The organism is Oligosphaera ethanolica, assembly GCF_030814695.1.
Taxonomy (GTDB): domain Bacteria; phylum Verrucomicrobiota; class Lentisphaeria; order Oligosphaerales; family Oligosphaeraceae; genus Oligosphaera; species Oligosphaera ethanolica.
Genome location: NZ_JAUSVL010000001.1, coordinates 499,434 through 519,033, shown reverse-complemented (window position 1 = coordinate 519,033; position 19,600 = coordinate 499,434). Strand labels below are relative to the sequence as shown.

The following is a 19,600-nucleotide window of genomic DNA, read 5'->3' as shown; positions in this document are numbered from 1 at the left end:
CCGTGGTGCGGGCGTCCCGCCCGCACCATCGCCTGAGGCCAGCCCCCGTCCCGTCGCGTGCCCGTCTCCCGGCCGTGGAGTGGGCGTCTCGCCCACTCCGTCGAGACGGCTCATTAAACCGCACTCGTCATCCAGGCCGACCGTCGCGCGCCCGTCTCCCGGCCGTGGAGTGGGTTTTCAGCCCGCGCCGTCGCGCGCCACGGCATGCCAGGCCGCGAAGCGGCAGAAGCGCTGAAAGCGCGAAACATACCAGCCCAGGGCAAGCGGCGCCGAAGGCGCGCGCCGCCCTGGGTAGCGCGCCATATTGGTCCGTGTTCCTCAGCCTCTTTGGCTTCAGTCGGCGAAGCTGACTGGAGCCAAAGAGGCAATGGAACTCATTGATTGCTGCGGCAATTTTGCGCTGTGACCCTTCGTCGCAGGTCTTTTAGGCCGCCCCTTCAGAGCTCTTTTGGGATGGGGCACCTTACCCAGGGCGACGCGCCCTGGGCTATCTTAGGGCGCACCTTCGGTGCTCAAAACCTCGGCGAATGATCTTGTGCATGGTTACCAATCAACTCATCGCCGGCGATTGCCGCATGCTATGTGAAGAGCATTGCTCCTATGAAATCCGCTGCCTGGTTAGCCACCTATGGGTAATGGCTGGACGGCGACTGGCCGTGGGTTTCCTGCAAATTGTCCCCGGTGTTTTCCCCACCGGGGTGGTTACTGACCGACTACCTGGCAGCGCTGAATCTGTCTCGCTGCCGCTTGCGCTTCAGTAAAGTGGCTCAATATTGTCATGCCACGCGCTGTCAGCTCCTGCGCCGCGACGAGGTGGGAACGAGGGAACAACAACGGCGCCGTTTGCCCCGATTGGGACACGCCGCGCCGCCATGGGCTGTCAATTGTCCAGCCGGCTGCCCTCCCTTCTCGCATCATGGACGCCCCGCGCTCCAGCTCGGCGACAATGACGTCATTCCTGCCACCGCGTAGCGCCCATGCCCCCGGCATCAGCGCTGCCGTGCCTTCGAGGGCCTTTGCGAGAGGGAAACATGCCAGTAACCAAGAACCAACACGAGCGCCTTAAGTGCATCATCGCTATGCTGCGGCTCAAGCAGTACCCCAACCACCGGCGCTTTCTGCATAATGTCCAACAACAGGATCCGGCCGGGGCCCCGCCCAGCCTCAGCCGCAAGACCTTCCAACGCGATCTCCTCTGTCTCCGCGATACCTTCGGCGCCCCCATCCGCTACGATGCTTCGCAAAAAGGCTTCTATCTCCTCGATCCGGCCTGGAGTAACGACTGCTTCCTCGTTGAACCGCCACACCTGCGCAGCACCCTCATCAGTCAGCAGTTCGTCTCAACCCTCATGCCCGAGCCAGTCCGCGAGGAATGCCTCCAGGCCCTCCATACCATCCTGGCACATCACGAAAGCGGCCTGGACCCCGAAGCACTCCTCAGTAACCTGCAGGTCTTCTACAAAAATGCCATCCCCGTCAACCCAGCACACTTCTACACCGTCCTCAAAGCCTGGGAAAGACGCAAGGAACTCGAAATCGACTACTGCGACGCCAGTGGCAAGTCAAGCCACAAAATCTTCGAACCACACCTCATCGCCTGGGCCAATGGCGCCTGGTACCTCAAGGGCATCGTTCAAGATCAAACACCTCAACAACGTCCTGCCGGTCGCCACAAGGTCCGTGTCCTCGCTATCCACCGCATCCAAAGCGCCCGCGAAACACCACGCCATTTCGACGACCACTCACCAGCCGCCCGCAACCTCAATAAAACCCCGCTCTTTACCTTCGATACCATCCCAAACGTCATAATTCGCTACGCACCCGCCTTCGCCCGACAAGTCCATGAACGCTTCGCAACCACCCCACAGCTCATCACCCGACAACCCGACGGCGCCGCCGTCCTCGCCCTCGCCAATATCCCCCTCTACGAAGCCGTCGAATACGTCCTCTGGGCCAAAGGCGACGCAACCGCACTCGAACCACCCGAACTCTTCTCCGCTATCACCACCATCGGCCAAAAAATACTCCAAAATCACCCACAACCACAAAAAGACGCAAACCTGGGACACTAGATGGCCCAGGTACGCCGCCACATTGTCATCATTGACGCCAAATTACCCGCATAAAGTTTTGAATAGAGTCTGAACATGGCTTTCAATTTCCAATCTTATGCTCAAAAGTCCCAGCAGCCCCCTATTGCTGTGCAGCCACTTGCCGACTGCCTTGCTAAAACCATAAGGAGGCCTGATGGTAGCCAGCATATGGGCTGTACTGTCGAAGCTCACTTGCAAGCAGTGTGCTATGTTCTGCGTGAGCTCAAGAAGAGTTTTGCGCATACCTCACTCGTTGACTTCTTACCACCTATTGCCGAATGGCTTGCCGCTTTGCATGACATTGGCAAATTAACGCCGGTATTCCAAGAAAAAATTTATGCTGCGTTGGGGATCAAGAAGAATTTCGGAGTATCCTATCCCTTTGAGAAGGAAAACCACGGGTTAAGCACCCAACTTGTTTTGCGCCGACGATTTGGCGATCGCTTTTCTCAAGTCGCTGCCGCACACCACGGTTTTGGTTTTCTTTCAACAACCTTCCACAGCGAAGATTCACAATGGCTTGGCGGGGCAGAGTGGGATACGCTTCGGGATCAGATGATTACGAATCTAGAAAACGAATTGGCCTTGCCAGCCTTCGATCCTGATCAACTTGATGAGCAAACAATTTCGGCCGTCCTAGGTGCTGTGATTCTCGCCGATTGGCTCGGTTCGTCTATGGAAATACCATACGGAGTGCAGCCGACTCCAGAATGGGCGGCTAGGACGGTGGCTGAGGCAGGGTTCAGGCCCTGTGAAGTTCGACAAGGTCTTCGCTTTGAAGATGTTTTTCCTTTCTCACCAAACGCATTGCAGGACAGACTGTTGCGGGAGATTCACCCCGGAGCCTGCTACGTCATCGAAGCAGAGATGGGCTGCGGCAAAACGGAGGCCGCACTATTCGTAGCATATAAGCTTCTTGAAGATCATTCCGCGACCGGCATTTATTTTGCGCTGCCAACTCAACTCACCTCGGAAAAAATTCATGTCCGCATGGATGATTTTCTCTCCAAGATCATCTCTGACTCGACCCGCAAGGAATCCCTGCTAATCCATGGCGAGGCTTGGCTGAACTGGAGCACATACTGCGACAATGAAGATGGAGTCGCTACTGCTAAGCCTGATTCATGGTTTTATGCGCCAAAACGAGCGTTGCTCGCTCCCTTCGCGGTAGGAACCGTGGATCAGGCCCTTATGTCCGTCATTAACGTCAGACATAGGGATTTGCGTGCGTTTGGATTAGCGGGGAAAGTCGTCATCATTGATGAAATCCACAGCTATGACACCTATACCGGAACCTTGATTAATGAGCTCGTGCGGCACTTGAAAGACTGGGGCTGCACAGTCATTATCCTCAGCGCAACGTTATCAGCCGCTGCCCAAAAAAAGCTCATTGGCAGTCCTAACAGCGGAAGCACTACCATCCCCCAGGCCTATCCCTTGGTCAGTGTGCAGGATAGCATTGGTCAGAGACTTTCTATTCCTATTAACCCCCTCTGTCGAAAATCAGTGAAAATAATAAATTCGACTGATGAGCTTGCTTGTATAAACGAGGCGTTATGCGCGGCAGCTGGCGGGCAACAGGTGTTGTGGATTGAGAACACGGTCCAAAATGCCCAAAGACTATATCAAACGTTATCTGGAGCCGCCGTCGGAACGACCATTGAGATTGGCTTAATACATTCCAGGTATCCCCATGAAGCTCGCGCTGCCAATGAGTCGCGTTGGGTTTCCATGTACGGAAAGGATGGTTCTCAGGAACGGTCACTTCGTGGAAGAATCCTCCTCGGCACGCAAATTTTAGAACAATCCATCGATATTGATGCCGATTTTCTGATTACACGCCTGGCGCCGAGTGACATGCTTTTACAGCGCATTGGTCGTCTGTGGCGTCATGGCTCTTTGTTGCAACGTCCAAAAGACGCCCAGTGCAAAACAATAGTTCTCCACACTGCTTTCTTTGATCCTGCGGTCGACTTGTATGTCTCGCGATATGACGATTTGCCATACGAAAGATACGTCATGGTGCGTAGTCAGGAAATCTGGTGGCAAAAAGAGACCATTCAGATACCTGAAGACATCAGACCAATTATCGAAGGAACATATGCAGAACGTCTGGAACAAGGATCCATCAGCAAACTTAAGGCGGAACTGGACAATCGCGTCCGCTCCATGCGCCAGCAGGCATTGGTTAGTGCCTCGTCAACGATGAATGTCATGGACGACGATGCGGCTCGAACCCGCCTTAATGATCAGCCACAAATCCGGCTGTTACTTATCGCAAAAAATAATCACGGTGATGATCTGTCCGATAAAATCTGGATGCCTTTTTCTGATGCACCGGTCATCCTTCCCCTACCTCAGGCAACCATTGAAGAAAAGAAGGCGGTGCTGAAAAAACTTTACGCACAAATGATCAAAACAAGTGAGTACTGTGCGCCGAGCTATGACTCATTCACCTTGGATGAGGCGCTGGGTAGCCTGATGTACCTTGGTGATCGCAATTTCCGGCCCATCAGGGCAGCATATCTAGATCATTCAGGCTTTCTGCTTGACAAGGCGTCAAACTACTCCGGACATAAAGGCGTAAGACTCAAATACGGCAAGAAACTCGGCCTCCAAACAGTTAGGGACGAACCATGACAGAGCACACTTTTAATCTCATTGACAATGGCTGGATTCACGTCCAGAGCGGGAATGATCTGCAAAGTCTGCGACAAATCTTTACACGGCTTGAGCTCCGGCGCCTAAGTGGAAATCCAGTTGAAAAAATAGCCATCTTGCGACTTCTATTGGCAATTACGCATGCGGCTGTTTCTCTTCCCAATCGTAAAGCATGGCTGCAGCTCTCGTTACAGGATTTGTCTGATATAGTCTGTTCATACCTGGACAGCTGGCACGACCGTTTCTTTTTGCATGGTGAGCAACCCTTCATGCAGTTTCGCCAACTCGACCAAGGAAAGACATCGCCATTTTCAGTGGCGCAGCTTAACGTGGCAACAGGGAATAAGGTTGTTCTCAATTCCTGGAATATGCCAACCCCAATCGATCCACCAGGAAAAGTCATGGCACTCCTCCGGCAGAGCTTTTTTGCCTGTAGCGGCAAGAAATTTGACAACGATATTGCATTGTCGCCTGGCCACGCGAAAAAACCTTCTGGGACATACGGAACTCTAACCGGATTCTGTGGCTATCTCCATACTTATCTTCTTGGCGAAACACTGTTGGATACCGTGAAAAATAATCTCCTTACAGATGACGACCTGAAACAACTGCCTTTCGCCGGGTTGGGACGGCCCTTCTGGGAAGACATGCCAGATGGAGAGCTCTCGAAGAGGGCTCAAGGCTACAAATCATCCTATCAAGGTCAGTTACTGCCCATGGATAAATTTGTTTTTCTCAAAGAGGATGGCATGGTCATGACTGAGGGTATTACTTACGATACGTATAAAACTGGCTTGGTTGATCCGGCAATCACCATGCGCCAAGATGGCAAAGATATCAAGACCGTATGGGCAAAAACAGATAAAAAACCATGGCGCGAGCTGACGGCCCTTTTGGCTTTCCTCAAGCTGGACGCAATCAATAAATCGCCCCATTTTCTTTCCATGGGACTGGAGAAGCTTGCGTACTCCCAGGGGATAGTCATGCGGTTCTGGACCGGCGGCATGCAACTAAGCTCCAATGCCGGAGAACAATACATCTCCGGAATGGACGACTATGTGGAATCCGAGTTTCATATACCCATATCTGTGTCGACACAAGGCGGGTTCGATTTTTTTCAGCAGATGATAACCGAACTTGAGCGCCTAGCCAAAATAACTTACTCGTCCGTGGTGAATTACTATGACATCCTGAACACTGAACAAAAGGTCGCAAACGCTTTAGTTGCCGCAAGTAAATTTTGGGAGGCCATGGAGCCTCGCGCCCAACTTATTCTTGACTTGGCTTTTTCTTGCAGTGCAGACAAGCAACCCAAAATTGAGGAGGAAATGAATGTCTGGCGAAAAACAGTTCTGCGGGTGTACAACCAATCCTGTGCCAAAGACAGCGCCCGGCAAATGACTGCGTGGGTGAAGGCGTCGCCAAAGTTCTCAGCACAAACGAAAAAAGGGAAATAAGGATGGACAACTCACAATCCGCTGCGCATAGATTTGTTTCAACAATGATTGATAAGGTCAAAAAGGACACGGCCTGTCGTGCCGCTTTTCGACACGCCGACACTCCGTCAATGGAAAGCCGGGCATGGGAGTACATTCTCCATTTCTGCAAGCTTGAATCCCATACGGAAAGGCGGGTCTTTTGTCTCATCGGCGCAGCCATCGCCAGAACAATGCCCGATCATGACGGCCACATGTCTGTCGGCAGTGCCTTGCGAAGCCTGTGTTCAGGTGGCACAGAAGCTGACCTGAGTACCGAGCTATCCCGTTTGAGACGGCTTCTTGCTTGCGATGACTCCTTTGAGTTGCTTGACGTCATCAGGCATGTCCTTCGCTATATCCAGGCGCAAGGCGCCCTAATCTGTTATGAGCAGCTTTTGCACGATACGATCTATTGGGGGGAATACACCCGCATCAAATGGACAAAGGATTTTTTCAAGGTCAGCGAATCAGCAACAAAGGATTGAGTCAATGTACCTCACGAAACTTATGCTCAATGCGAGGGACTGCACCCATTTCCAGATCAGAGATGCGTATGCCGTTCACAAATTGGTCTATTCGCTGTTCCCCGTTATTCATGATACGAATAGACAACGAATCTTGTATGCTGACAAGGGGACCGATCAGGGATACCGTTTCTTGCTCATTCAGTCACAGGCCCAACCCCATGCGCCAGTGTCCCTTGCCATGACAACGTTGTGCATTGGGGACTCCTTCTGGGCGTCGGACCGTTATTACTTTGAGGCTGTCCTCAATCCAGTGAAACGAAACCCGGCTACCGGAAAGCGTCAACCGGTAAAGGGCCTTTTTCCTGTCATGAAATGGCTGGTTGAAAATTCACTCGAATGGGGGTTTTCTGCGGATGAACAAACCCTGCAGGCATTCATCCAAAATACCCTCACCTTTGAAAAGGGGGGCAAAGAATACTGCTTTAATCGAGTCCTCTTCCGCGGATCATTAACCGTCACCGAGCGGGCACCCTTTCGATCTGCTGTCGAAAAGGGACTTGGACATGGAAAAGCTTTTGGTTTTGGTCTTCTCCAGCTTTCGCCAATAGTGTGATGCAACGCAACCACGGTAACGAAAAAGGAACAACAGTCATGTCGAACAAGTACATCAACACTCGCATCGAATTTCACATCCTGCAGTCATTCCCGGTATCCTGCCTCAATCGTGATGACGTTGGCTCACCCAAGACAGCCATGGTTGGTGGTGTTCAACGCGCCCGAGTAAGTAGTCAGTGCTGGAAACGCGCCGTTCGGCTTGCCATGCATGACCTCGGCGTCACGATAGCTAATCGGACGCGTTACGTCGCAGCAAAAGTTCAGGAGCATTGTGCGCGTCTTGGGGCACTGGAGGAACAGGCCCGGCTTTGTGGCGAGGCGACCGCTGCCGCATTTACGAAAAAAGTTGACTCGGGTGTCAGCGATACGCTCTTTTTTATCTCGGATAGTGAAACCGCTGCCTTGGCAGCAGCTTTTGCCGCAAAGGGCTTTGTGGCTGACTCCTTTGCTGCCAAAGACCTGCAAAAATTGTGCAAAAATGCCATTAATCCTATCCATGATGGTCTTGACATAGCCTTGTTTGGCCGCATGGTCGCATCAGCGCCCGAGATGAATATCGAAGCTGCCGCGGCATTCGCTCATGCAATCTCAACCCATAAAGTGACTACAGAAGTCGATTTTTTTACTGCAGTGGATGATTGCCGCCAAGACGATCAAACTGGTTCTGCTCATATGGGCACTGTTGAATTTAACTCAGCAACATACTATCGCTATGTATCATGCGATCTTGGACAGCTTGCTGAAAACTTACAGGGAGAAGATGTTGCAAGCGCAGTCGCTGTTTTCGTCAAGGCGCTCTTCATCGCTGTGCCAGCAGCCCGCCAGGCGACTATGGCAGCGGCTTGCCCGTGGGATTACGCCAGCATCGTCTTGCGCAAAGGCCAACGGTTGCAAATGCCTTTTACAACTGCAGTCCGGACCTCAAAAGAGTGTCCCGACCTTATGTCGGCTAGTCAGGCCGCTCTTCAGGATCAGCTTGTGGCCAAGGAAAAAATGTTCGGCTCCATGTACGGTAAACTGGCTACTCTTACAATAGGTGCCGGTTCTCAGGCTTCCATAGATGACATTATTTCCAGTCTTCAGCAGGCAATCACCCAAATCTAAATGAGGGCTGTGGTATGAAATACCTGACCTTGTGGTTGGAAGCACCCCTGCAGGCATGGGGCTTTGACTCAAAATTCGATCTCAGGGCGACTTTCGAATTCCCGACCAAATCTGGTGTTATTGGGCTCTTGCTGGCGGCTTCAGGCGACTCTGGCCCCCAAGAGGCATTGCTTGCAAGACTTGGTGACTCTCCTCTGCTAGTGGTGGCTTTTGTCCCAGAGGATGGGGAGAGTGAACCTCAGTTGCGAGATTACCACATGGTCGGTAACGGCTACGACGAAAAAGACAAATGGCAGTCACAACTGATTCCACGCAAGCTGGATGGTACAAAAGCCGTGGGTGGTGGAGCGAAACGCACCTACAGATTTTTTCTGCAGAATAGCTTTTTCGCCGTCATTGTTGGTCTGCCAGACGACTTGGCAGATAAATTTGCAGCCGCCTTGCAGGCACCCGTCTTCGATCTCTATCTTGGACGCAAATGCTGTGTTCCCACCGATATCATTTTTCGCGGTTCATATGAGTCACATGACCTTGCCTGGAAAAATGCGATGACCATTGGTGACCAGAAAAAGCTTAAGGCGTGGCGCCATCTTGTTGAGGTGCCGATGGAAACGCCGGGCGCTTTCGCTATTTATGACGTGCCGCTGCGATTCGGAATTCATAAGTTGTATCGGGACAGAACGGTTACCGTTACCTCGTCAAAAGAGGAGGGTAATCTCGGTGGCTGATCGCATCATCATCAAGGCCACTTTGGCCGATTTGCCAAAGATTCGTGACCGGTACCCCTTCATCTACTTGGAACACGGGCGTCTGGAAATAGACGACTCAAGCGTTAAGTGGATTTCGGCGGACAGAGAAGTGTTCCGACTCCCGGCCGCCCTAATTTCCACCATTCTCCTTGGGCCTGGAACTTCTGTCACTCATGAAGCCATCAAGGTCCTGGCGACTATCAATACAACTGTTTGCTGGGTCGGTGAGGACTCCCTCAATTTCTACGCCGTCGGTCAATCGCCGACGGCAAATTCTTACAACCTCAAGAAACAAGTCGCCATGGCTTCGGATCCTGAGTTGTCACTCTCTGTCGCACGCAAGATGTTTCTGCGGCGTTTCACCGATGTTGATGTTTCATCAAAAAGCCTCAGCGAACTTATGGCCTTGGAAGGAAAACGTGTGCAAAAATGTTATGCGAATTTGGCAACCAAGTATTTCGTCGCTTGGGGAGGACGGTCCTATAAGCCAGGCGAATTCGCTTTGTCTGATCTCACGAACAAGATAATCACTGCGGGTAATGCCGCCTTATACGCATTGGTGTCCTCAATTGTGCACGCACTTGGACTTTCGCCCCGAATTGGTTTTGTCCATTCGGGATCACCCTTGCCTCTCGTGTACGATATCGCTGACCTTTATAAAGAGGAGCTGGTCTTTGATATGGCCTTCTCACTGACAGTCAAAATGGCTGACGAATATAACCGCTATACTGCACTTGATGAATTCAAAAACAGGGTCATTGATATGAAGCTTCTCGACAAGTGCCCCGCCGATATTATCTCACTGCTGGAGCTGAAATCATGATCGTTCTCTTCGCAAATTATTTGCCCGATGCCGTCAGGGGAAAAATTAAATTGTGGTTTGTTGAGCCACATCCTAATGTATTCGTCTCTGGTGTTAAAGACTCCTTGTCCATGTCAGTGGTCGATTTGCTCCTGGAACATTGCACAGCTGAATCCGGTATCATTATCTTCCAATCAATCTCGTTGCCACCTTTTTTCAAAATCTACACGAAAGGACAAACTTCACGAAAAATCTCTGATATTTCCGGGCTACAACTTGTCGTCGAAAAAACAATCCAAAATGCACAGAAGTCCTCGCCAGGCTCTTTGATAACCTAACTTATTGCGTGCCATTTCTGTAACCTATTGATACAACGGCGGTCTTCCCCACGCATGTGGGGGTGTTTCTGGACGACTTGCCCTGTTTGTTTCGCCCGCCGAGTCTTCCCCACGCATGTGGGGGTGTTTCTGTGGCGAGCGCCTGAGCGTGCCCCCGGCGTCGGTCTTCCCCACGCATGTGGGGGTGTTTCCGAGGCATACGCAACGCTGACGATGATTTTTCAGTCTTCCCCACGCATGTGGGGGTGTTTCTCTCACGCAAGCGCAATGTGATCTTGCGCTATGGTCTTCCCCACGCATGTGGGGGTGTTTCTACAACACGTTGCTCTCTGGCAACTTTAACTCCGTCTTCCCCACGCATGTGGGGGTGTTTCCAAAGTTGCGCCGTGTAGAAAAATTGCTTAAGAGTCTTCCCCACGCATGTGGGGGTGTTTCCAACCGCACAATTTTCCGCGCTTATACAATAGGGTCTTCCCCACGCATGTGGGGGTGTTTCCATCACCCGCATCTACCGCGGCCGACATGAGCGGTCTTCCCCACGCATGTGGGGGTGTTTCCCTACACAGCAGGCGTGGGCGACGGCGCACGAAGTCTTCCCCACGCATGTGGGGGTGTTTCTCATCTAAAGGCCGTGGAAAGACATAATCATAAGTCTTCCCCACGCATGTGGGGGTGTTTCCGACTCGCTAGGCGTTGGGTTTAACAAGTGGGTGTCTTCCCCACGCATGTGGGGGTGTTTCTTAAGCTACCTCTTCAATAATTACACAAACTTAGTCTTCCCCACGCATGTGGGGGTGTTTCTCAAAGTTGGTTTCATATTGCTCGAAAAACCAAGTCTTCCCCACGCATGTGGGGGTGTTTCCCAGTGATGCGTTGCTTAGATTGTTGCCGGAAAGTCTTCCCCACGCATGTGGGGGTGTTTCCCTTCCAAAACAGTCTTGTCGTAACCACTGCCGGTCTTCCCCACGCATGTGGGGGTGTTTCCTAGGAGCCACCATGTACCACCTCTACCACGACGTCTTCCCCACGCATGTGGGGGTGTTTCTCGGGCTGTGTCGCGGTCTGTATTTGCAGGTGGGTCTTCCCCACGCATGTGGGGGTGTTTCTAAGGCAATGAAGATCAAGTATTACGCTCCGGCGTCTTCCCCACGCATGTGGGGGTGTTTCCCATCTGGAACAACGATCTGATTGCACGCGTCGGTCTTCCCCACGCATGTGGGGGTGTTTCTCAGCTTGCGCGAGGCGGCGACGTCGGGAATTAGTCTTCCCCACGCATGTGGGGGTGTTTCTATCAAAGTAGTCTTTCGGCGGACGGTCTTTCGGTCTTCCCCACGCATGTGGGGGTGTTTCTATGGAAGAATGGTTATATGCGCCATGGTGATTGTCTTCCCCACGCATGTGGGGGTGTTTCCCTTAGTGCTATAGGCGCGTCAATTGTGTGTGTGTCTTCCCCACGCATGTGGGGGTGTTTCCCGTATCGTCGTCCTGGATGGCGCCGCCGGCCTGTCTTCCCCACGCATGTGGGGGTGTTTCTATAATGCATATGACATATTTGCAAGCGTATTTGTCTTCCCCACGCATGTGGGGGTGTTTCCGCCACGATTATCGATGTGGCTCACGCAAATAGGTCTTCCCCACGCATGTGGGGGTGTTTCTATGACCAGTTCGGCACCGTCTGGGCACGCATCGTCTTCCCCACGCATGTGGGGGTGTTTCTCGCCACCAGTATCAGCCTCCACGCCAGGTAAAGTCTTCCCCACGCATGTGGGGGTGTTTCTACAGCAAATTAGGCGAGTCTAACTCTTAAAGCGTCTTCCCCACGCATGTGGGGGTGTTTCCAACTCAAATCATGGCTGGACCGCGAGCCAGGTGTCTTCCCCACGCATGTGGGGGTGTTTCTTGCAGCCAAACGTGCCCTGCTGCGCGTTATATGTCTTCCCCACGCATGTGGGGGTGTTTCCCACTGAAATGTCCATTCCCCGGCCACATATACGTCTTCCCCACGCATGTGGGGGTGTTTCCACGGTGTACTGCCCAGGCGCTAGGCTGATGGAGTCTTCCCCACGCATGTGGGGGTGTTTCTTCGTGTTTGGGATGATCGCGCGGAGGTATGTAGTCTTCCCCACGCATGTGGGGGTGTTTCCATTATCCCGCCTGGTATATACCGCATAGCTTTGTCTTCCCCACGCATGTGGGGGTGTTTCTAGGCATGCCCAGTAAAGGGTCAGCCGCCAAACGTCTTCCCCACGCATGTGGGGGTGTTTCCTAGCTTTGTCACCTGCCACATAAAGTGGCCGTAGCGCTGCCACTGGCAATGGCCGCGGCTTGACAAGCCGTTGGCCACTTTACCTGGCAGGGGGGATTTTCTCTTCGCGTACGCCGTTGTTTTCTTCCCGGCTGGTTTGGTTTTTCTTGCGACTTCCGAGAGCGCAACGTCTTCTTCTCTGGGTCTTCTTCCCAACCCTATTCAAGGCGATTTTTCTTTTGGCCGTGGGCTGGGAACAAAAAAGGTGTTTTTGACGCGGTACATTTTGGTAACTTACCCCCAAAACAACCGCAGCCAAAAACACCAAATATGTGCAATACTATACCCCTTCGTTGCGCCAATCCCCGCTGTCCGCAGATTGTTTTTTATCGGCCGGCCACTTTGTCCAAGTGTTACTGCGATCACGCCGACTGCCAGCGTCTGCGTGCGGCGGAACGTCAGCGACGTCACTACCGCGAGGTAGCCACGACGCCGTCCCGGCGTCCCGAGCACGAGGCGATGTTGGCCCGCAAGAAGGCGGAGCGCCTGCGTCGCAAGTATTGCGGCGCGGTGGTCGAAGCGTTGCCAAGCTCGCCTGCCACACGGCTGCGCGCCAAAGCCCCCGTTCGCGCATCCAGGCATGACGCGCGGGAAAGCTCCCTGAGCGTCATCATGCTTCTGGTCTTCATTCTGCAGACGCTGATTGGCTTGCTGGCCATGTTGTTTCAGACCAAGGACACGGCGTCCATGCTGGTCATGCTGGCCAGGGCGCAGGCGGTCGGCCGCGATCTGACGGGCCCCCGCCTTGAGAATCTTCCTCTGCGCCAGCTTTTCCTCACCGGCTTTTTGAGCATGAAATCCTCACAAAATCCTCCTTCTCCAGGCTAGCGACGCTATCCTCACAGACCAGTCGCCATCCGACTTGCCCGGAGCATTGTAGATGGCGTTCCGGCATGTCGCCGGGGCCTTGCAACACATGTCGAACGGAGGCAATCATGGTCATCAAGACTCACCTGCGGCCGCCCCGCGTCCTGGCGAAGGGATACGGCTGGGCGGATCATCGTCTGCTGCGTGACGGGCATCTGCGCCTGTGCACGGCGCATGCTCTGGCGCTGTACCTTTTCCTCGTTTTGGCCGCAGACGGCGACGGCCTGTCCTTCTATGGGGACCGGCTCACCTGTCATCTCCTCGGGATGAGCCACGCCGAGCTCGAAGAAGCCCGGAACAATCTGTTGGGCAACGGCCTGATCGCCTGGGGCGCTCCCCTGTACCAGGTTCTGGACGTGCCGGGGCAACCGGGGAAGGGAGACTGGGCATGATCAGTCGTGAACTCTTCTGGGAGATCGTGCGTCTGCACAAGGTCGAGAAACTGAACAGCACGCAGATCGGCGCCAGGCTGGCCATGGCACCGCGCAGCGTCCGCCGCTTCATGCGGCTGAGCGACTACCCCGTCAAGGCGGCGGAGCGGGAAAGACCGTGTCTGCTTGAGCAGCACGCGACGCGAATCCGCAGCCTTCTGGACTCCTTTGCCTACACCGTCTCGCAGCTTCACGCCCGCCTGGCCGAGGATGGCATCTCCTGCAGCTACCGCAGCCTGGCCCGCTACGTGAAGACGATCCACCCGAAGCAGCCCCCCGCCGTGATGAAGCTATGCTTCGAGCCAGGCGAGGCGGCGGAGGTGGACTTCGGTTCCTGCGGCATGATTTACTGCGGCCAGACGCAGCGGCGTCTTTCCGTGTGCGCGGTGGTCCTGTGCCACTCTCGGATGCTCTACGCGGAGTTCATCCCCTGTGAACGCCTGGAGCACTTTCTCGCCTGCCAGCAGAACGCCCTGCATTACTTCGGCGGCTCGCCACGACGCATGATCGTGGACAACTGCCGCTGCGCGGTGCTGCGTCACCCGGGCGCCGGCGACGTCAGCTACAACCCCGCCTTCCTGGACTTCTGCGGGCATTACGGGATGAAACCCACCGCGTGCAGCCCGCGCCACCCGCAGAGCAAAGGCATCGTCGAAAGGGCCGTCGGCTACATCAAGCACCACTTCGTCGACGGGCGGACCTTCGTCAGCCTCGACCAGGCCAACGCGGCCCTGCGCGTCTGGCTGGACGAGGTCGCCAACGTTCGTTCACACGGCACGACCGAGCAGCGCCCCTGCGACATGCTCGCCGAAGAACGGCTGCGGCTTCTGCCGCTGGCGGCCGAACCCTACGAATGCGTGCGCATTGACTCGCGCACCGTCGACCGCTTCGGGCGCATCCACTTCGATCAGAACGACTACAGCGTGCCGCATCGCCTCGTCGGCAGCATCCTCACCGTGAAGGCCTATCCGCACAAGGTGGCCATCTACAACGGCGACATGCTGGTGGCCACCCACCCGCGGTCCTACGACCGGCGCCAGGAAATCATCATGAGCGAACACCACGAGGACGTGATGAAACGGACAAAGGCCGCGCGCCTGCAAAACCTCCGCAGCGACTTTCTGCGCCTGGCGCCGGCGGCGGCCGACTTCCTGCGACAGCTGGAGGAAACCACCCTGGATGCCACCGCGCACCTGACCCGCATCACCGCCCTAGGCGAAATCTATGGGCGGGAAGCCCTCAAAAAGGCGTTGGACACGGCGTTGCACTTCCAGGTGTGCAAGGCCGAATACATCGAGCACATCCTCAGCACCGCCTCACGCCAACAGCCCGAGCAGCGAGGCGTTCTGCACGTGCCCAACGCCAATGGACAGCTGGACCTGCGCGTGCCGACGCCTGATCTGAGCCGCTTCAAAACCATCAAAACAACGGAACGAAACAACCATGGATAAAATCCTCGACGACAACCTGGCCTATCTTGGCCTGACGCAAATACAAAAGCAATACGACGCGCTTGAAAAGGCCGCCGCCACCAAGAGACTGGCGCCGGCGGCCTTCTTCGCGGAGCTCGTCGCCTGCGAAGTGGCCACGCGCAGGGAACGCGCGGCGCAGAGAAGAGTCAGGGCCGCCCACTTCCCGGTCATCAAAACCCTTGATACCTTCAAATGGTCCATCCCCACGTTGATCAATCGAGAGCTCATCCAGTATCTCTTCACCCTGAAGTTCATCGATGAACGCCGCAACGTCGGTCTCCTGGGCAAAAGCGGCGTCGGCAAGACCCACTTGCTCACTGCGCTGGGCTATAATGCCTGCCTGAAGGGTTACAATGTCCGTTTCGAGTCGGCCATCGCCATCATCAACAATCTGAAAAACGCCCAGACCAACGGCTCCTTCCTGCGCATCCTCAGAAACTACACCGCGCCCGAACTGCTCTGCATCGACGAAATAGGCTTCCTACCCATCGACCAGGAGGGCGGCAATCTCCTCTTTCAGGTGATCTCGCAACGCTACGAAACCGGCAGCACCGCCATCACCAGCAACCTCGACTACGACCAATGGACATCGGTCTTCAACAACGACGCCGCAATGGTCAGCGCCTTGCTCGATAGGCTGCTTCACCACTGTGACAGCATCCTCATCGATGGACCAAGCGTCAGAACGGGACTGGATGAAAAGCGCTAACCCATCAACACCAATACCAACAACGAAAGCATAGACATGACGTTGCCAGCCTGAGCCTTCACCGCCAATGCCATGCCGTCCCTGCCGGTTGAACGGACCTGAACATGATCAGCGGCCCGCCCCCGGACATATGCGCATGACAGCCCCGGTGAAGTCAACCCAGGCTGGCTCTTTCAACTCAAAAATGGACATACACCTCCAGTCCGCTCCTACGGTTGCAGGACCAGGCAACCGCCTGCCTGCGACCCGGCTACGGCCAGCTTATCTGGCAAAATCACGGCCATTTTATCTGGCAGGTAACACCTAGCTTAACGTGTTTCCTATTTGTTGCGGTAAGTCTTCCCCACGCATGTGGGGGTGTTTCCGCCGAGGGCAGCATAGCCATTGCCATGGCGTCGTCTTCCCCACGCATGTGGGGGTGTTTCCCACCATTGCGCGCTGGTGGTCGCTTGCGGTGAGTCTTCCCCACGCATGTGGGGGTGTTTCCAAAGCGTTGCCATTGAGCGTTCCCTTCAATGTGTCTTCCCCACGCATGTGGGGGTGTTTCTGGTCGAAAGACGCGCCGCCAGACGGCTGGTTTGTCTTCCCCACGCATGTGGGGGTGTTTCTCCGGGTCGTCGCTTGTCAGCTCCTGCGCGAGTGTCTTCCCCACGCATGTGGGGGTGTTTCTGCTCCTTGATAACCTAGACTTGTACGGCAGGAGTCTTCCCCACGCATGTGGGGGTGTTTCCGTCAGCGTGTAGTCGCCAAGCAAATTGACCTCGTCTTCCCCACGCATGTGGGGGTGTTTCCAAGGACCGGCCCTGGTCGCCCGCCATCAGTGAGTCTTCCCCACGCATGTGGGGGTGTTTCCGGCGGCGTAGCGGCTTGCCACACCATGCCCGAGTCTTCCCCACGCATGTGGGGGTGTTTCTGCTGCAATCGATGCTGCCCGTGATATTGGCACGTCTTCCCCACGCATGTGGGGGTGTTTCCATCGGTTTCAGCCTGCAAGCGTGGGCTGTTAAGTCTTCCCCACGCATGTGGGGGTGTTTCCATGACTATTTTGCGGCGCTCACCGGCGGCAAGGTCTTCCCCACGCATGTGGGGGTGTTTCTACCTAGTTGTATAGGCGCGTCAATTGTGTGTGGTCTTCCCCACGCATGTGGGGGTGTTTCCGCCTCAATCACGCTAAACTCTGCTGACATGGTGTCTTCCCCACGCATGTGGGGGTGTTTCCAACAGCTCGATGCAACGCGATGGCAGGCTTTGGTCTTCCCCACGCATGTGGGGGTGTTTCTACGTCCAGACGCTGGAGCGCATTATTGATGAGGTCTTCCCCACGCATGTGGGGGTGTTTCTGTTGATGCTGTCGGGCGTGAGCGCGGAAGAGGGTCTTCCCCACGCATGTGGGGGTGTTTCTATGACGCGTCTGAGCTCGCCGCCGACAGCTATGTCTTCCCCACGCATGTGGGGGTGTTTCTTACAAAAAAGACGCTTGCAAATATGTCATATGGTCTTCCCCACGCATGTGGGGGTGTTTCTCAGGCGGTATCCTCACACTATTAGAATAACGTGTCTTCCCCACGCATGTGGGGGTGTTTCCCTTGGAGCAACGCCGTCCCTCGCATTGATCCCGTCTTCCCCACGCATGTGGGGGTGTTTCTACTACGTCACAGTCACGGCAGGCCAGACGCATGTCTTCCCCACGCATGTGGGGGTGTTTCCACCCCCGCCACGCTGATCACGGTCGCCACGGGGTCTTCCCCACGCATGTGGGGGTGTTTCTCGGGATGGTCGCTCGATAGGTCTTGCGCCAAAGTCTTCCCCACGCATGTGGGGGTGTTTCCCTCACCAGCGCCTCAATCACGCTCAACTCTGCGTCTTCCCCACGCATGTGGGGGTGTTTCCTCTGCTGACATGGTGGATTGGCGACCAAGCAAGTCTTCCCCACGCATGTGGGGGTGTTTCCCTATGAAGATCACCCTCACGCAGCAACTCACGGTCTTCCCCACGCATGTGGGGGTGTTTCCCTCACCAGCGCCTCAATCACGCTCAACTCTGCGTCTTCCCCACGCATGTGGGGGTGTTTCGCCGACGGCATCCCGGATCGCGTGGACTCGGCAGTCTTCCCCACGCATGTGGGGGTGTTTCTACAACCGCCCAGGCATCCCACCCGGCGCAGGCAGTCTTCCCCACGCATGTGGGGGTGTTTCTAACGGACCGCCTAGGAGCACGTGTATATATGGGTCTTCCCCACGCATGTGGGGGTGTTTCTATAGCCGTGTATGCTATTTGCAAGCGCTTTTTGTCTTCCCCACGCATGTGGGGGTGTTTCCGGCATCCAGCCCCGACAGCAACGCGCTGAGGGTCTTCCCCACGCATGTGGGGGTGTTTCGTATGGGATGGATCATCGAGGACATTAGCAAGGTCTTCCCCACGCATGTGGGGGTGTTTCCAGAGTGAGACAGGCCAAGGAGGCGCGTAGTGAGTCTTCCCCACGCATGTGGGGGTGTTTCTATTCAAGCGCGTACTGGAAGCTCAATGCTTGCGTCTTCCCCACGCATGTGGGGGTGTTTCTCTTCCCGGCCGAGAGACAGTCACCGTGGCGCAGTCTTCCCCACGCATGTGGGGGTGTTTCAATGGTGGCGGCTACGATATGAGGGGAACCGTAGTCTTCCCCACGCATGTGGGGGTGTTTCTGCCGTGTCCGTGATCCCACGCTACCGCCTGGAGTCTTCCCCACGCATGTGGGGGTGTTTCCAGCGGAATTGCCATTTACAACGGCGTGTACTAGTCTTCCCCACGCATGTGGGGGTGTTTCTACCGTCAATTTAATCATGGCGGGCTGGTGCGGGTCTTCCCCACGCATGTGGGGGTGTTTCCGATCCCCACCGGCCGCCTCTCGCGGGGAACTGGTCTTCCCCACGCATGTGGGGGTGTTTCTGTTAGACCGTGGTTTTCTGCGGCGTGCCGGTGGTCTTCCCCACGCATGTGGGGGTGTTTCCAACTAGGTCATAGGCGCACGTAGAAGAACACAGTCTTCCCCACGCATGTGGGGGTGTTTCACCCGGTCCGGTCCGGGCGCGGTGATGATACCAGTCTTCCCCACGCATGTGGGGGTGTTTCTAAAGGAGTATCGTACAACGGAAGAGGCGAGTAGTCTTCCCCACGCATGTGGGGGTGTTTCTCCAAGCCCGGGAAACCCTGATGGAAGCCCTGGGTCTTCCCCACGCATGTGGGGGTGTTTCTCTGCCCGGCCGGGAAACAATAACCGTAGCGCAGTCTTCCCCATGTTACCTGCCAGATAAAATGGCCGTGATTTTGCCAGATAAGCTGGCCGTAGCCGGGTCGCAGGCAGGCGGTTGCCTGGTCCTGCAACCGTAGGAGCGGACTGGAGGTGTATGTCCATTTTTGAGTTGAAAGAGCCAGCCTGGGTTGACTTCACCGGGGCTGTCATGCGCATATGTCCGGGGGCGGGCCGCTGATCATGTTCAGGTCCGTTCAACCGGCAGGGACGGCATGGCATT

At 55.2% G+C, this 19,600-nt stretch carries 15 protein-coding genes and 2 CRISPR repeat arrays; of the genes, 14 read left to right on the top strand and 1 reads right to left on the bottom strand.

Going from position 1 to position 19,600, the window contains the following annotated elements:
* Positions 1-177 precede the first annotated feature (177 nt).
* Complete coding sequence (locus J3R75_RS01785; RefSeq protein ID WP_307259586.1) at positions 178-303, bottom strand: hypothetical protein; 126 nt, start codon at positions 301-303, stop codon at positions 178-180.
* Between the two features lie 236 nt (positions 304-539).
* Here J3R75_RS01785 and J3R75_RS01780 point away from each other — a divergent pair, with 236 nt between their 5' ends.
* The 14 genes from J3R75_RS01780 to istB all read left to right on the top strand — a co-directional run bounded on the left by J3R75_RS01780 (position 540) and on the right by istB (position 16,091).
* Positions 540-761, top strand: coding sequence for a hypothetical protein (locus J3R75_RS01780; protein ID WP_307259584.1), 222 nt, complete (start codon positions 540-542; stop codon positions 759-761).
* A 270-nt stretch (positions 762-1,031) separates the two neighbouring features.
* A complete protein-coding gene (locus tag J3R75_RS01775) occupies positions 1,032-2,072 on the top strand; it encodes a helix-turn-helix transcriptional regulator (protein ID WP_307259581.1) in 1,041 nt (346 codons plus the stop codon).
* Positions 2,073-2,147: 75 nt separating this feature from the next.
* A complete protein-coding gene (gene cas3, locus J3R75_RS01770; RefSeq protein ID WP_307259580.1) occupies positions 2,148-4,733 on the top strand; it encodes a CRISPR-associated helicase Cas3' in 2,586 nt (861 codons plus the stop codon).
* Positions 4,730-6,211, top strand: a complete 1,482-nt coding sequence (gene casA, locus J3R75_RS01765; protein WP_307259578.1) for a type I-E CRISPR-associated protein Cse1/CasA — start codon at positions 4,730-4,732, stop codon at positions 6,209-6,211. Before cas3 ends, casA begins: the two co-directional genes overlap by 4 nt.
* A 2-nt stretch (positions 6,212-6,213) precedes the next feature.
* Positions 6,214-6,717, top strand: coding sequence for a type I-E CRISPR-associated protein Cse2/CasB (casB, locus tag J3R75_RS01760; RefSeq protein ID WP_307259576.1), 504 nt, complete (start codon positions 6,214-6,216; stop codon positions 6,715-6,717).
* Between the two features lie 4 nt (positions 6,718-6,721).
* Positions 6,722-7,312: a type I-E CRISPR-associated protein Cas6/Cse3/CasE gene (gene cas6e, locus J3R75_RS01755; protein WP_307259574.1), complete on the top strand. Its 591-nt coding sequence runs from the start codon at positions 6,722-6,724 to the stop codon at positions 7,310-7,312.
* Between the two features lie 38 nt (positions 7,313-7,350).
* Positions 7,351-8,418 carry a type I-E CRISPR-associated protein Cas7/Cse4/CasC gene (gene cas7e, locus J3R75_RS01750; protein ID WP_307259572.1) on the top strand — a complete coding sequence of 356 codons (1,068 nt, stop codon included), beginning with the start codon at positions 7,351-7,353 and terminating at the stop codon, positions 8,416-8,418.
* A gap of 14 nt (positions 8,419-8,432) precedes the next feature.
* Positions 8,433-9,146, top strand: a complete 714-nt coding sequence (gene cas5e / locus J3R75_RS01745; RefSeq protein WP_307259570.1) for a type I-E CRISPR-associated protein Cas5/CasD — start codon at positions 8,433-8,435, stop codon at positions 9,144-9,146.
* Positions 9,133-9,990 carry a type I-E CRISPR-associated endonuclease Cas1e gene (cas1e, locus tag J3R75_RS01740; RefSeq protein WP_370882383.1) on the top strand — a complete coding sequence of 286 codons (858 nt, stop codon included), beginning with the start codon at positions 9,133-9,135 and terminating at the stop codon, positions 9,988-9,990. The genes cas5e and cas1e overlap by 14 nt, the downstream gene beginning before the upstream one ends.
* Entirely contained in the window at positions 9,987-10,307 is a 321-nt protein-coding gene (gene cas2e / locus J3R75_RS01735; RefSeq protein WP_307259567.1) for a type I-E CRISPR-associated endoribonuclease Cas2e, read from the top strand. The genes cas1e and cas2e overlap by 4 nt, the downstream gene beginning before the upstream one ends.
* A gap of 41 nt (positions 10,308-10,348) precedes the next feature.
* Positions 10,349-12,572: direct repeats of the CRISPR family, unit length 28 nt; unit sequence GTCTTCCCCACGCATGTGGGGGTGTTTC.
* Between the two features lie 382 nt (positions 12,573-12,954).
* The gene (locus J3R75_RS01730) at positions 12,955-13,440 is read left to right on the top strand and encodes a hypothetical protein (protein ID WP_307259558.1); all 486 of its coding nucleotides are present in this window, start codon (positions 12,955-12,957) and stop codon (positions 13,438-13,440) included.
* 107 nt (positions 13,441-13,547) lie between these two features.
* Positions 13,548-13,871, top strand: coding sequence for a hypothetical protein (locus J3R75_RS01725; RefSeq protein WP_307259560.1), 324 nt, complete (start codon positions 13,548-13,550; stop codon positions 13,869-13,871).
* Positions 13,868-15,361: an IS21 family transposase gene (istA, locus tag J3R75_RS01720; RefSeq protein ID WP_307259566.1), complete on the top strand. Its 1,494-nt coding sequence runs from the start codon at positions 13,868-13,870 to the stop codon at positions 15,359-15,361. Before J3R75_RS01725 ends, istA begins: the two co-directional genes overlap by 4 nt.
* A complete protein-coding gene (gene istB, locus J3R75_RS01715; RefSeq protein ID WP_307259564.1) occupies positions 15,354-16,091 on the top strand; it encodes an IS21-like element helper ATPase IstB in 738 nt (245 codons plus the stop codon). The genes istA and istB overlap by 8 nt, the downstream gene beginning before the upstream one ends.
* A gap of 336 nt (positions 16,092-16,427) precedes the next feature.
* A CRISPR array of direct repeats spans positions 16,428-19,321; the repeat unit is 28 nt; unit sequence GTCTTCCCCACGCATGTGGGGGTGTTTC.
* Positions 19,322-19,600 lie beyond the last annotated feature (279 nt).

Excerpts from the sequence above, each read along its gene's own strand:
- J3R75_RS01785 (WP_307259586.1), bottom strand. The coding sequence starts at position 303 with ATGGCGCGCTACCCAGGGCGGCGCGCGCCTTCGGCGCCGCTTGCCCTG.
- J3R75_RS01780 (WP_307259584.1), top strand. The coding sequence starts at position 540 with ATGGTTACCAATCAACTCATCGCCGGCGATTGCCGCATGCTATGTGAA.
- J3R75_RS01775 (WP_307259581.1), top strand. The coding sequence starts at position 1,032 with ATGCCAGTAACCAAGAACCAACACGAGCGCCTTAAGTGCATCATCGCT.
- cas3 (WP_307259580.1), top strand. The coding sequence starts at position 2,148 with ATGGCTTTCAATTTCCAATCTTATGCTCAAAAGTCCCAGCAGCCCCCT.
- casA (WP_307259578.1), top strand. The coding sequence starts at position 4,730 with ATGACAGAGCACACTTTTAATCTCATTGACAATGGCTGGATTCACGTC.
- casB (WP_307259576.1), top strand. The coding sequence starts at position 6,214 with ATGGACAACTCACAATCCGCTGCGCATAGATTTGTTTCAACAATGATT.
- cas6e (WP_307259574.1), top strand. The coding sequence starts at position 6,722 with ATGTACCTCACGAAACTTATGCTCAATGCGAGGGACTGCACCCATTTC.
- cas7e (WP_307259572.1), top strand. The coding sequence starts at position 7,351 with ATGTCGAACAAGTACATCAACACTCGCATCGAATTTCACATCCTGCAG.
- cas5e (WP_307259570.1), top strand. The coding sequence starts at position 8,433 with ATGAAATACCTGACCTTGTGGTTGGAAGCACCCCTGCAGGCATGGGGC.
- cas2e (WP_307259567.1), top strand. The coding sequence starts at position 9,987 with ATGATCGTTCTCTTCGCAAATTATTTGCCCGATGCCGTCAGGGGAAAA.
- J3R75_RS01725 (WP_307259560.1), top strand. The coding sequence starts at position 13,548 with ATGGTCATCAAGACTCACCTGCGGCCGCCCCGCGTCCTGGCGAAGGGA.
- istA (WP_307259566.1), top strand. The coding sequence starts at position 13,868 with ATGATCAGTCGTGAACTCTTCTGGGAGATCGTGCGTCTGCACAAGGTC.
- istB (WP_307259564.1), top strand. The coding sequence starts at position 15,354 with ATGGATAAAATCCTCGACGACAACCTGGCCTATCTTGGCCTGACGCAA.